The sequence below is a fragment of the Bradyrhizobium sp. WBOS07 genome, from assembly GCF_024585165.1.
Classification (GTDB): domain Bacteria; phylum Pseudomonadota; class Alphaproteobacteria; order Rhizobiales; family Xanthobacteraceae; genus Bradyrhizobium; species Bradyrhizobium japonicum_B.
Map to the genome: position 1 here is coordinate 2,433,764 of NZ_CP029008.1, position 12,866 is coordinate 2,446,629.

The 12,866-nt window shown below is 65.2% G+C and carries 12 protein-coding genes; all 12 read right to left on the reverse strand.

What is annotated here, in order from left to right; all coding sequences use genetic code 11:
• Positions 1-9 precede the first annotated feature (9 nt).
• Complete coding sequence (locus DCM79_RS11470; RefSeq protein WP_257179936.1) at positions 10-1,371, reverse strand: pyruvate dehydrogenase complex dihydrolipoamide acetyltransferase; 1,362 nt, start codon at positions 1,369-1,371, stop codon at positions 10-12.
• Positions 1,372-1,429: 58 nt separating this feature from the next.
• Entirely contained in the window at positions 1,430-1,882 is a 453-nt protein-coding gene (locus tag DCM79_RS11475; protein WP_194393784.1) for a nucleoside deaminase, read from the reverse strand.
• Between the two features lie 2 nt (positions 1,883-1,884).
• Complete coding sequence (locus DCM79_RS11480) at positions 1,885-2,187, reverse strand: DUF5076 domain-containing protein (protein WP_028136212.1); 303 nt, start codon at positions 2,185-2,187, stop codon at positions 1,885-1,887.
• A gap of 3 nt (positions 2,188-2,190) precedes the next feature.
• Positions 2,191-3,594 (reverse strand): pyruvate dehydrogenase complex E1 component subunit beta, encoded by a 1,404-nt coding sequence (locus DCM79_RS11485; protein WP_257179937.1) that lies wholly within the window; start codon positions 3,592-3,594, stop codon positions 2,191-2,193.
• A 28-nt stretch (positions 3,595-3,622) separates the two neighbouring features.
• Positions 3,623-4,645: a pyruvate dehydrogenase (acetyl-transferring) E1 component subunit alpha gene (pdhA, locus tag DCM79_RS11490; RefSeq protein WP_028136210.1), complete on the reverse strand. Its 1,023-nt coding sequence runs from the start codon at positions 4,643-4,645 to the stop codon at positions 3,623-3,625.
• Positions 4,646-4,908: 263 nt separating this feature from the next.
• Positions 4,909-6,426 carry an aldehyde dehydrogenase gene (gene adh, locus DCM79_RS11495; protein WP_257179938.1) on the reverse strand — a complete coding sequence of 506 codons (1,518 nt, stop codon included), beginning with the start codon at positions 6,424-6,426 and terminating at the stop codon, positions 4,909-4,911.
• A gap of 329 nt (positions 6,427-6,755) precedes the next feature.
• A complete protein-coding gene (locus tag DCM79_RS11500) occupies positions 6,756-7,715 on the reverse strand; it encodes a GAF domain-containing protein (RefSeq protein ID WP_257179939.1) in 960 nt (319 codons plus the stop codon).
• 216 nt (positions 7,716-7,931) lie between these two features.
• A complete protein-coding gene (locus tag DCM79_RS11505; RefSeq protein WP_028136207.1) occupies positions 7,932-8,249 on the reverse strand; it encodes a septum formation initiator family protein in 318 nt (105 codons plus the stop codon).
• A 201-nt stretch (positions 8,250-8,450) separates the two neighbouring features.
• Complete coding sequence (locus DCM79_RS11510; RefSeq protein ID WP_257179940.1) at positions 8,451-9,002, reverse strand: NADPH-dependent FMN reductase; 552 nt, start codon at positions 9,000-9,002, stop codon at positions 8,451-8,453.
• A gap of 179 nt (positions 9,003-9,181) precedes the next feature.
• On the reverse strand, positions 9,182-10,180 hold the full coding sequence (locus tag DCM79_RS11515) for an MBL fold metallo-hydrolase (protein ID WP_257179941.1): 999 nt from the start codon (positions 10,178-10,180) through the stop codon (positions 9,182-9,184).
• Between the two features lie 119 nt (positions 10,181-10,299).
• A complete protein-coding gene (locus DCM79_RS11520) occupies positions 10,300-11,433 on the reverse strand; it encodes a zinc-binding dehydrogenase (RefSeq protein WP_257179942.1) in 1,134 nt (377 codons plus the stop codon).
• Between the two features lie 37 nt (positions 11,434-11,470).
• On the reverse strand, positions 11,471-12,754 hold the full coding sequence (gene eno, locus DCM79_RS11525; protein WP_135164479.1) for a phosphopyruvate hydratase: 1,284 nt from the start codon (positions 12,752-12,754) through the stop codon (positions 11,471-11,473).
• Positions 12,755-12,866: the final 112 nt, after the last annotated feature.

Here is a 12,866-nt window from a genome sequence, read left to right on the forward strand (position 1 = left end):
GCCGCCGCGTCAAACCATCATCATGACGGGGTTTTCGATCAGCTGCTTGAAGGCGCCGATCAGCTCGGCGCCGAGCGCACCGTCGATGGCGCGGTGATCGCAGGACAAGGTCACGCTCATCATGTGCGCGATCTCGATCTTGCCGCCGCGCACGACGGGACGTTCCTCGCTGGTGCCGACCGCCAGGATGGTCGCATGCGGCGGGTTGATCACGGCTGTGAAGTGGCTGATGCCGTACATGCCGAGGTTGGAGACGGCGGTGGTGCCGCCCTGGTATTCCTCGGGCTTCAATTTGCGCGAGCGTGCGCGCGCGGCAAAATCCTTCATCTCGTTGGAGATGGTCGAGAGCGTCTTGGTCTCGGCCTTGCGGATGATCGGCGTAATCAGGCCGCCCGGCATCGCGACGGCAACGCCGACGTCGGAATGGTGATGCTTGACCATGCCGCTTTCGGTCCAGCTGACGTTGCAGTTCGGGATCTTCTGCAGCGCCACCGCCATCGCCTTGATGACGAAGTCGTTGACCGAGATCTTGTAGAGCGGCTTCTTCTCCTTGTCCTTGGGAGCTGCGGCATTGATCTCCTCGCGGGCAGTGAGCAGCTTGCCGATGTCGCAGTCGATGGTGAGGTAGAAGTGCGGGACGTTCTGGATCGAGGCGGTCAGGCGCTGCGCGATGGTGCGGCGCATGCCGTCATGCGGGACGATCTCGTAGGAGCCCGGCTCGAACAGCGACAGGATCTGCTTGTCCGACATGGTGGGCGCGATCGCGGGCGCGCCCGACGGGGTTGCGGCGGGTGCCTTGAGACCCTTGCCCGATTTGGCCTGCTCGACGTCGCGTGCGACCACGCGGCCGTGCGGACCGGTGCCGGTGACCATGCCGACGTCGATGCCGGCTTCCTTGGCGAGGCGTCGCGCCAGCGGTGACGAGAACACACGGCCGCCATGGCCGTTGCTCTGCGCGGCCGGAGCTGCGGCCTGCGGCGCGGGAGCCGCAGGCGGCGGAGCGGCCTTGAGCGCGGCAGGTGCGGGCGCGGGAGCTGGCGCAGCAGCAGGAGCTTCAGCGGGCTTCTCCGCTTTCGGCGGCGCGGCCGAAGCGCTCGGCTTGGCGCTCCCCGCGGCCTTCACGTCCTCGCCCTCGCCGGCAAGCACCGCGATCACGTCGTTGACCGGGACGTCCTGCGTGCCCTCGGGCACCAGGATCTTGGCGATCGTGCCCTCGTCGATGGCCTCGACCTCCATGGTCGCCTTGTCGGTCTCGATCTCGGCGATCACGTCGCCGGACTTGACCTTGTCGCCTTCCTTCTTCAGCCATTTGGCGAGGTTGCCCTTCTCCATCGTCGGCGAGAGAGCGGGCATCAGGATGTTGATGGGCATGCTGACCTCAAGAAGAACTTTGCAAAACGTCGTCTTTCGACAGCGAAGACGACCAGGTTTAGTTGCCGATGTCGCCCTGCCACAGGCGCTCATTGGCAGGGATGGAACGCCAATTCTTCATCATGGTGATGGAGCGGTCGTCGGCAAGGTCGATCCAGGGGATACCGAACTTGTCGAGGATGTCCTTGGAGCCTTCGAAGGTGACGGATTCTCCGATCACCACCAGCTTGACCTTGAACAGCCCGAGCGCACCCGCGCACATCGAGCACGGCGACAATGTGGTGTACATGACGGTGTCGTGAAACGAGATCGCGCCGGCCTCGCGCAGGCAGCTCATCTCGCCGTGCAGGATCGGATTGTTCTCCTGCACGCGGTTGTTGTGGCCGCGGGCGATGATCTTGTTGTCGCGCGTCAGCACCGCGCCGATCGGCAGGCCGCCTTGCGCGATCGAAGCCTCGGCCTCGCGGATCGCCTCCAGCATGAAATCGAAATGATAGGATTCAATCGCCACGATCAGTGCCCCTTGCCGCGCGGCGTCGTCGTGCCGGTGTCGGTGGGACGCTCGATCTCGGCCTGGAACATCTCGAGGATCCGGTTCAACGCGTCCTCCTCGGTGTATTCGCTCTCGCGCGCATAGGCGCGCGCGGCATGGCGGGCGAGATCGACGAGCAGGAGGCCCCACATGTCGGGCTCCTCGAAGGCGCGCTGGAACGCCATCGACAGCCCGCCGTCCAGCACGAACACGCGCAGGATCTCGACCGCATCGTCGCGGGCCATGACGTCGGGCGGCAGTGGCTGCTCCTTGGGGCCCGCCATGGTCTACCTGTAGCAGACGGCTTTGGCGGCCTCGACGACCTCGGCCGCCGACGGCAGCGCGAGCTTCTCCAGGTTCGCCGCATACGGCATCGGCACGTCCTTGCCGGAAACGCGCGTCACCGGCGCGTCCAGATAATCGAAGGCGTTCTCCATGATGCGCGCGGCGATCTCGGCGCCGACGCCGCTCTGCGCCCAGCCCTCTTCCACCGTCACCGCACGCCCGGTCTTCTTCACCGAGTTGACGATGGTCTCGGTGTCCATCGGGCGCAGCGTACGCAGGTCGATCACCTCGGCCTCGATGCCGTCCTTGGCGAGCTCGTCGGCGGCCTTCAGCGCATAGGTCATGCCGTTCGACCAGGAGATGATCGTGACATGGCTGCCGGCGCGCACGATGCGCGCCTTGCCGATCGGGATGATGAAATCCTCCAGCTTGGGGACTTCGCCGGTGTGGCCGTAGAGCACCTCGTTCTCGAGGAAGATCACCGGATTGGGATCGCGGATCGCGGCCTTGAGCAGGCCCTTGGCATCGGCGGCCGAATACGGCGCGACGACCTTGAGCCCGGGCACGTGCGAGTACCAGGCCGAGTAATCCTGGCTGTGCTGGGCGGCGACGCGCGCAGCCGCACCGTTGGGGCCTCGGAACACGATCGAGCAGCCCATCTGGCCGCCGGACATGTAGAGCGTCTTGGCGGCGGAGTTGATGATCTGGTCGATCGCCTGCATGGCGAAGTTGAAGGTCATGAACTCGACGATGGGCTTGAGGCCAGCCATCGCGGCACCGACGCCGACGCCGGCAAAGCCGTGCTCGGTGATCGGCGTATCGATCACGCGCTTGGCGCCGAATTCCTGGAGCAGCCCTTGGGTGACCTTGTAGGCGCCCTGATATTCGGCGACCTCCTCGCCCATCACGAACACGTCGGCATCGCGGCGCATCTCTTCGGCCATGGCATCGCGCAAGGCTTCGCGGATGGTCTGCGTGATCATCTCGGTGCCCGCGGGCACTTCCGGATCGGGTTCGGCAACGGCCTGCGGCGCCGGCGCAGCCTTGCGCTGAGGCTCCTTGGGCTGAGGCGCCTCGGACTTGGCGGCGGCGGGCGGTGCGGACTCCGCCGCTTTCTCCTGCTTCGCCGGCGCGGACGCCTTGGCGAGATCGGCCGCGCTCTCGCCGTCGGCGAGAATGGTTGCGATCGGCGTGTTCACCGCGACATCGGCGGTGCCCTCGGGGATCAGGATCTTGCCGAGCGTGCCCTCGTCGGTCGCCTCGACCTCCATGGTCGCCTTGTCAGTCTCGATCTCCGCGATCACGTCACCCGACTTGATCGCTTCGCCCTCTTTCTTCAGCCATTTGGCGAGGTTGCCCTTCTCCATCGTGGGCGACAACGCGGGCATCAGCACTTGAATTGGCATATCTTCTCCAAGGAAAGCTTGCGCGCGTTCAGCGGTAGACGTCGGTCCAGAGCTCGGCGGCATCCGGCTCGGGATCATGCTGGGCGAAATCGGCGGAGGCGTTGACGATGTCGCGCACCTCGGCGTCGATCGCCTTGAGGTCGGCCTCGCTGACCTTGGCGGCCAACAGGCGGTTGCGCACCTGCTCGATCGGGTCCTGGTCGTGGCGGACCTTCTCGACCTCCTCGCGTGTGCGATATTTTGCAGGATCGGACATCGAGTGCCCGCGGTAGCGATAGGTCTGCATCTCCAGGATGAAGGGCCCCTTGCCGGCGCGGCACCAGGCCGCCGCCTCCTCGCCCGCAGCCTTGACGGCGCGAACGTCCATGCCATCGATCTGCTTGCCGGGGATGTTGAAGGACGCGCCGCGCTTGGAGAAATCCTGCTGCGCCGAGGCGCGCGAGACCGAGGTGCCCATGGCGTAGCGGTTGTTCTCGATGACGTAGATCACCGGCAGCTTCCAGAGCTCCGCCATATTGAAGCTCTCATAGACCTGGCCCTGGTTGGCCGCGCCGTCGCCGAAATAGGTGACGCTGACATTATCGTTGCCGCGATAATGATTGGCGAAGGCAAGACCGGTGCCGAGCGAGACCTGGGCGCCGACGATGCCGTGACCGCCGTAGAAGTGCTTCTCCTTGCTGAACATGTGCATGGAGCCGCCCTTGCCCTTGGAATAACCGCCGCGGCGACCCGTGAGCTCGGCCATGACGCCGTTGGCGTCCATGCCGGTGGCAAGCATGTGGCCGTGATCGCGATAGCCGGTGATGACCTGATCGCCCTCCTTCAGGGCCATCTGCATGCCGACCACCACGGCCTCCTGGCCGATATAGAGGTGGCAGAAGCCGCCGATTGCACCCATGCCGTAGAGCTGGCCGGCCTTTTCCTCGAACCTGCGGATCAGGAGCATGTCGCGGAGCGCCTTGAGCTCCTGTTCCCTCGTGAATTCCGGAGGCGAACCGCCGTCGGTCTTGTCCTGTGGAGGGCTTGCGGCGGCTTTCTTGGGTGCGGCCATAGGAATTCCGGGTCAGAGAAAACTTGTGCCCTCTCTAACCCAACTCAAACGCCCTTGGAAAGCACCGCGGCAGCATGCCACGACTTTCATTATGCCGCACTGCAACGTGGTCGAAATATTGGAAAATCTTTGGCGCCGATCGGGCAACAAATCTACGCGTCACGATGCGGCGATATGACCAGCTCAAGAACTATGCACCATGCCGATCCCAGTCGTCGAAGTGGACGGCGCCGGACATGGCGCCGCCCTCTCCGCATTCCCGATCAGAAGAAGCCGAGCTTCTTCGGGCTGTAGCTGACCAGGAGGTTCTTGGTCTGCTGATAATGATCGAGCATCATCTTGTGGGTCTCGCGACCGACGCCCGACTGCTTGTAGCCACCGAACGCCGCGTGGGCGGGATAGGCGTGGTAGCAATTGGTCCAGACCCGGCCCGCCTGGATTGCCCGGCCGAAGCGGTAGCAGCGGTTGGCATCGCGGCTCCAGACGCCGGCCCCGAGGCCGTAGAGCGTGTCGTTGGCGATCTCGAGCGCCTCGTCGTCGGTCTTGAAGGTCGTGACCGAGACCACTGGGCCGAAGATCTCTTCCTGGAAGATCCTCATCTTGTTGTGGCCCTCGAACACGGTCGGCTTGACGTAGAAGCCGCCGGCGAGATCGCCGCCGAGCTCGGCCCGTCCGCCGCCTGCGAGCACCTTGGCGCCCTCCTGCTTGCCGATGTCGATGTAGGACAGGATCTTCGCCAGCTGCTCGCCGGAGGCCTGCGCGCCGATCATGGTGGTGGCATCGCGCGGATCGCCCTGCGTGATCGCAGCGACGCGCTTCAAGGCTCGCTCCATGAAGCGGTCATAGATGTCGGAATGGACCAGCGCGCGGCTCGGACAGGTGCAGACCTCGCCCTGGTTCAGCGCGAACATGACGAAGCCCTCGATCGCCTTGTCGAAGAAATCGTCGTCCTCGGCGGTGACGTCCTTGAAGAAGATGTTCGGCGACTTGCCGCCGAGCTCCAGCGTGACGGGGATGAGGTTCTGGCTGGCGTACTGCATGATCAGCCGACCCGTCGTGGTCTCACCGGTGAAGGCGATCTTGGCAATGCGCGGGCTCGAGGCCAGCGGCTTGCCGGCCTCGAGGCCAAAGCCGTTGACGATGTTGAGCACGCCCGGCGGCAGGATGTCGGCGATGATCTCAGCCCAGACCATGATCGAGGCCGGGGTCTGCTCGGCCGGCTTCAGCACCACGCAATTGCCGGCGGCGAGCGCGGGCGCGAGCTTCCAGCAGGCCATCAGCAGCGGGAAGTTCCAGGGGATGATCTGGCCGACCACGCCGAGCGGCTCGTGGAAATGATAGGCGATGGTGTCGTGGTCGATCTCGCCGATCGAGCCTTCCTGGGCGCGCACCACGCCGGCGAAATAGCGAAAATGGTCGATCGCCAGCGGCAGGTCGGCGGCGCGGGTCTCACGGATCGGCTTGCCGTTGTCCCAGGTCTCGGCGATGGCGAGACGCTCCAGATTCTCTTCCATGCGATCGGCGATCCGGTTCAGGACCGCGGCGCGCTCGGCGACGCTGGTGCGGCCCCAGGCCGCCTTGGCGGCATGCGCCGCATCGAGCGCCGCCTCGACGTCCTGCGCGTCGGAGCGCGCGATCTTGCAGACGACCTGACCGGTCACCGGCGAGGCGTTGTCGAAATATTTGCCGGAGATCGGCGCGACGAACTTGCCGCCGATGAAATTGTCATAGCGTTCGGCGAAGGGAACCTTGGTGACGCTGAGGAATTCCACCTTGTTCATTGATCACTCCCGTTGATTGCTGTTTGCGCAATTCGTCGCGTGTTCACGACTTGCGCCGACGATGTCGCGGGAGGGGTTCGCTGTCAGCCAGGGGGAAAGCGATGGCGGAGCGGACCTGTCGCAGTTCTGCGACAGGTCATGGACGCGGCGTCACCATCGTGTCCCGGACAAGCTGCAACGCGTAAGCGTTGCTGCGCAGAGCCGGGACTCAGAGGCGGCACGGGAGGTATGCGGAGGCATGGGCCCCGGCTCAGCAGCGCACCAGGTCGCAAGGACGACGCGCTGCGCAGCGTCCGGGGCACGAGATCGGAGTTTGCGTAAACCTCGGCTCAGTGGTTCAGCCCGAACCGCTTCAGCTTTCGATGCAGCGTGGCGCGGCTGATTCCGAGGGCCTTGGCGGCCGCCGAGACATTGCCGCCGGCGCGGAGCAATGCCCGTTGCACCACCGCGCGCTGGCCGCCGGCAAGATGATCGTGCGCGGCGTCGCCGCCGAGCAGATCGGCTGCGGGCACCGGCCGCAAGGCCCGGCCGGGGGCAATTCCGAGCGCCGCCCGGGCGGAGCGGGTCGCACCGATGACGAGATCGTCCGCATCGACCGCGACGAGGCCGCCGCCTTGGCCGTCGGCGGCTTGCGTCAGCACGATGCGGGCATGGGCGAACGCCTTGCGGAACAGATCCGCTTCGATCCGCTTGGCCGCCTCGCCCGCCGCAAGCGCGATCAGGCTGGAGAACGCGTCGGTGCGGTCGGCGCGGCAGGAGGAGACGTCGAGCACGCCGGCGAGCGCGGCCTCATGGTCATAGATCGGAACGGCGGTGCAGCTTAGCAGCGTGTTGCGCGCGAAGAAATGCTGGTCGCGGTCGATCGTCAGCGCACGCTGCTCGACGAGGCAGGTGCCAATGCCGTTGGTGCCTTCATGCTCCTCGCTCCAGAGCGCACCGGTCCACAGGCCCCAGGACTGAAACGTCGCGTCGTCCGCCGGCGTGCCGCGACGGTCGACCGGCACGCCCTCGCCGTCGGCGAGCAGCACGCAACAACCGCTGGCGCCGACGGCCTGATAGAGCCGGTCCATCGCGCCTTGCGCGGCCGCCAGCAGCGGCGCGACGCGCTCGCGCGCCCGGAGCAGCTCGGCTTCGGTCAGCCGCATCGGCGAGGTGCGGCCGCCGGGATCGAGGTGATGCAATCTGGACGAACGGCGCCACGAGGCCACGAGCGCGGATCGTGCCGCCTGGCCTGACGCGATGGCGGCCTCGACACGGGCCGCGTGATGCCGGGGCATTGACCCATTCATCACAGTTTCCTCCAGATGACAGACTAGAACGTGCCGGCGCCACCCGTTTGATCCGCGTCAACTTCGAAAGAGCGCTACACAAGCCATGAGCCTGCCGCGGTGCCGTCGTCAAGGCGGCCAGCCGATTCCAGACTTACGACCTTCGAAGGAGCATGGCGCCAAGAGGCGGGATTTCGGCAACGGCTTTCGCGCCGGTTTCGCAATTCGCGAAAAACGCTACTTCGCCGGGATCATCCGAACGAGATCGCGCGGATTGACGTAGTCGAGCTGGAAGCGCGCCCGCTCGTCCAGCATGTCGGGATCGATCCGCTCGGACCGCAATAGCGAGACCCGCTGCTCGCTCCTGACGCGCTCACGCTTGAGCTGGGCCAGTTCGCTGGTCAGCGCGATGATCTCCTGGTCGAGCTCCTGGCGGGCGTTGAGGCCGTATTTGCCGGTATAGGCGTTGACGCCGAAATAGCCGACGATGGCGGCCGCCATCGCGTAGAGGGCAAGTCCGGTCAGGATCGATTTCAGGCGCGCGCGGGAGACCATCCTGGCAAGATGAGACAGGTTGGTTAAGGGAGTACTAATTGCAAGCGGCTCCCCGCCCCACCAAACCCTCATGGTGAGGAGGCGCGAAGCGCCGTCTCGAACCATGCAGGCCCGACTGTCCCCGCGGCCATCCTTCGAGACGACCGCTTAGCGGTCTCCTCAGGATGAGGACCTGGGGTGTGGCCGCGGGGATATTTGGCCTCAGCCCTGATGTTTCGCCACGTGCGCGGCGAAGGCGTCGATGTATTGCTGCAGCACCGTTTTCAGGGAGTCCTTGGTCAGGCTGCCGTCCGCGCCGAAGGCATCGCCGACGCCGTTGAGGTAGATTTCCGGCTGCTGCAGCAGCGGACCGGAGATGCCCGGCAGGATGTTCTGGAGATGCTTGGCCGCGCTGACGCCGCCGAGCGGTCCCGGCGAGTTCGAGATGATGCCGATCGGCTTGCCGAGCAGCGAGCTCTTGCCATAGGGGCGCGAGGCGACGTCGATGGCGTTCTTGAGGACGCCCGGGATCGAGCGATTGTATTCGGGGGTGACGAACAGGACGCCGTCCGACTTCTGAAGCTTGTCGCGGAAGGCCAGCCAGTCCGCGGGCGGCGCACCCTCGAGATCCTGATTGAAGAACGAGATGCCGGCCGGCGTGATGACCTCCAGCTTCAGCGAGCCGGGCGCGAGCTTGGCAAGCGCGTTGGCGATCTTCAGCGAAAAGCTTTCCTTGCGCAGGCTGCCGGCGATCGTGACGATGTTGTAGCCCATGAGATGTCCTTGAACCTTGAGGGAGGGTGCCGACAGCACTTAAGCGATCTGGCCCGATGGATGCAAGTGCATGAACCGACCCGATTTGGAAACGCTGCGTTTCGCGCAAGCAGATGATGGTCCAAACGATCGGGCCGCCAAGCGGCGGCCCCATCCTTGCGCGCAGATGCTAACCCCGCTCAGATCGTCGGATTCCACGCCGACGGGATCAGGCGATATTTGGCGCCATCCTTCACGACATGACCGACCGACGGGAAGGTGAAGTGGAAGCCGACCACCGTCGCCTTCTCCACTGCCGCCATATCGTAGAACTTGTGACGCGTCTGCTGCGCCATCGCGGCGTCCATGTCGAACATGACGTGCCAGTCCGGATTGCGCAGGAAGAATTCCGGGATGTTGGTGACGTCGGACTGGATCAGCACCTTGGCATCGCCTGAGGCAACCGCGAAGGAGGTGTGGCCGGGGGTATGGCCCGGCGTCGCGATCGAGGTGATGCCCGGCGCGACCTCCTTACCCCATTCGTACTTCGTCACCTTCGATTCGAGGCCGGCGAAAATTTTCTTCACGTTGGCGAAGGCGGCCTTCAGCCCCTGATTGGACTCGGCCTTGGCGGCGTTGTCCTCACTGGTCCAGAACTCCCACTCCTTGGCGGGCACCATGATCTCCGCGTTCGGAAAGGCAAGCGCGCCGTCGGCCAGGCGGACGCCGTTGATGTGGTCGCCGTGCATATGCGACAGCAGCACGACGTCGACGCTCTTGGGGTCGACGCCGGCAGCCTGCAGGTTCTGCAACGTGCGGCCGACAGCGCCCTTGCTCGCCTCCAGATTGGCGATGCCGTTGCCGGTATCGATCAGCACCAACTTGGAGCCGGTATTGATGAGCTGCGGGTTGAACGGGATCGTGACCATGCCTTTCGGCATGTAGGCCGCCTCCCCCGCGGCCAGCGCTTCCTCCTTCGGAATGTTGGCGACGAACTTGTCCGGCATCGGAAAGGTGCGCGCGCCGTCGTTGATCGAGGTGCACTCGAAGCTGCCGACCTTGTAGCGATAAAAGCCCGGCGCCTGCGTTCCGGCCAGCGGCGCTGCGGCCTTGGCGGCGGTCGGTCCAAGCCCAGCCGCGGCAGCCGCACCGAGGGCGGCGGCGCCTGCGAGCAGATGACGGCGATTGAGATCGGTCATGGAAGGTCCCTTCTGAGCGCTTTGCGGTTTTTCCGCTTGCAATGGCGGCGGAATTTAATCTCGCGCTGCGCGCAGAAGGCAAGACCTTTCCTTCGGTGACCTGCCGTCGCAGATCACGATTATTTATTCGGGTTGATGAGGAATTTTTCGCCGGTGGCGCGTTTGGCGTACACGGCGATGTTGGCGGGATCGAGCGTCTCGGCCAGCGAGACCACCTTGGTGTAGTGACTGGCGAATGTGGTCTTGAGCTCGGACGCGACGCGCTGGCGCAGGCGGCCGATCTCGGCCGGACCGATCTTCTGGAGGAATGGCGTCAGCAGCCAGCCGCCGACGCCCCAGGTCAGACCGAACGACCGGCTCAATTCGGTCGGCCGATTGTCGAGGCTGCCGTAGATATAGACCTGCTTGTACACGTTGGAGCCGTAGCGGCTGTATTCCTTCGCGGTCTTGTTGGCCGCGACTTCCATGGCGGTCAGGATCTGGCTGGCCAGCTTGCCGCCGCCGATGGCATCGAACGCGATGGTGGCGCCGGTCTCGACCAGCGCATTGGTGAGATCGTCCGTGAAGCTCGGCGCGCTGGAATCCACGATGTACTTGGCGCCGATCTTGCGCAGGATATCGGCCTGCTCCTTGCTCCTGACGATGTTGACGAGGCCGATGCCGTCCTTGATGCAGATCTTGTTGAGCATCTGGCCGAGATTGGACGCAGCCGCGGTGTGCACGAGCGCCTTGTGGTTCTCGCGCCGCATCGTCTCGGTCATGCCGAGCGCGGTCAGCGGATTGACGAACCAGGACGCGCCGTCGGCGGCCGTGGTGCCCGCCGGCAGCTCCATGACGTCGCGGACCTTGAGCACGCGGTACTGCGTGTACATCGCGCCGCCGATCATCGACACGGTCTTGCCCATCAGGGCTTTCGCCGCGTCCGACGCGCCGGTCCGGATCACCGTGCCGGCGCCCTCGTTGCCGACCGGCAGCGACTGATCGAGCCGGCCTCCCATCATCCGCATCGCCGCCTCCGGCATCGTCGCGGTGATAACCGGCATCTCCTTGGTGCCGGAGGCCTTGGCGGCCGACATGTCGGCCGGGCCGATCAGGAGCCCGAGATCGGAGGGGTTGATCGGCGTCGCCTCGACGCGGACGACGACCTCGTCGTCGGCCGGCTCCGGTGTCGGGACCTCCACGAGCGACAATTCCAGCTCACCGCTCTTCTTGAGCAGCGAACGCAGCTGCAGTCCGGACTTGTCGTCGCTCATGTCGGTCCTCCCCTGTCCGTCTTTGCGCGGCGCCGGCTTATGCCAGCGCCTTCAGTGCCGCCTTGCCGCCGTACAGCGCCTGCTTGCCGAGCTGCTGCTCGATGCGCAGGAGCTGATTGTATTTGGCGGTGCGGTCGGAACGCGCAAGGGAGCCGGTCTTGATCTGACCGCAATTGGTGGCGACCGCGAGGTCGGCGATGGTGGAATCCTCGGTCTCGCCGGAGCGGTGCGACATCACCGAGGTGTAGCCCGCCTTGTGCGCCATCTCGACGGCGGCGAGCGTCTCGGTCAGCGTGCCGATCTGGTTGACCTTGATCAGGATCGAGTTGGCGCGGCCGGCCTTGATACCGTCGGCGAGGCGCTTGACATTGGTGACGAAGAGGTCGTCGCCGACCAGCTGGCACTTCTTGCCGACGAGGTCGGTGAGCTCCTTCCAGCCGTCCATGTCGTCTTCCGACATGCCGTCCTCGATGGTGACGATCGGATAGCGCGAGACCAAGTCTGCAAGATACTTCGCCTGTTCGGAGATCGAGCGGGTCTTGCCCTCGCCCTCATAGACGTACTTGCCGTCCTTGAAGAACTCGGTCGAGGCGCAGTCGAGGCCGAGCACGATGTCGCTTCCCGCCTTGAAGCCGGCCTTGCCGATCGCGTTCATGACGAAGTCGAGCGCGGCGTCGGCCGACGGCAGGTTCGGCGCAAAGCCGCCCTCGTCGCCGACATTGGTGTTGTGGCCGGCCTTCTTCAGTTCGGACTTCAGCGTGTGGAAGACTTCCGCGCCGTAGCGCAGGCCCTCGGCGAACGAGGACGCGCCGACTGGCAGGATCATGAATTCCTGGAAGTCGATCGGGTTGTCGGCATGCACGCCGCCATTGATGATGTTCATCATCGGCACCGGCAACAGGCGCGCCGAGGTGCCCCCGACATAACGATAGAGCGGCATGTCGAGCGAGTTCGCGGCGGCCTTGGCGCAGGCCAGCGAAACGCCGAGGATGGCGTTGGCCCCCAGCCGGCTCTTGTTCGCCGTGCCGTCGAGGTCGATCATGATCTGGTCGATCTGGGCCTGCTGCTCGACATCGAGGCCGCTGAGGGCCTCGAAGAGCTCGCCGTTGACGGCGCCGACCGCCTTGCTGACGCCCTTGCCGAGATAGCGGGCCTTGTCGCCGTCGCGCAGTTCCACCGCCTCATGGGCGCCCGTCGAGGCGCCGGAGGGCACGGCAGCGCGGCCGAGCGCGCCATCCTCCAGCACGACATCGACCTCCACGGTGGGATTGCCCCGGCTGTCGAGGATTTCGCGGCCGATGATGTCGATAATGGCGGTCATGATGTGCACTTCCGTTCGTTAGGGCTGATCGGTGCCGCGGGTCTTACACGGGCCGCAAGCAAATGTGAACGCTTGGACGGTGGGCTTCGACTGACGCGTGAGGCGGCCGGGG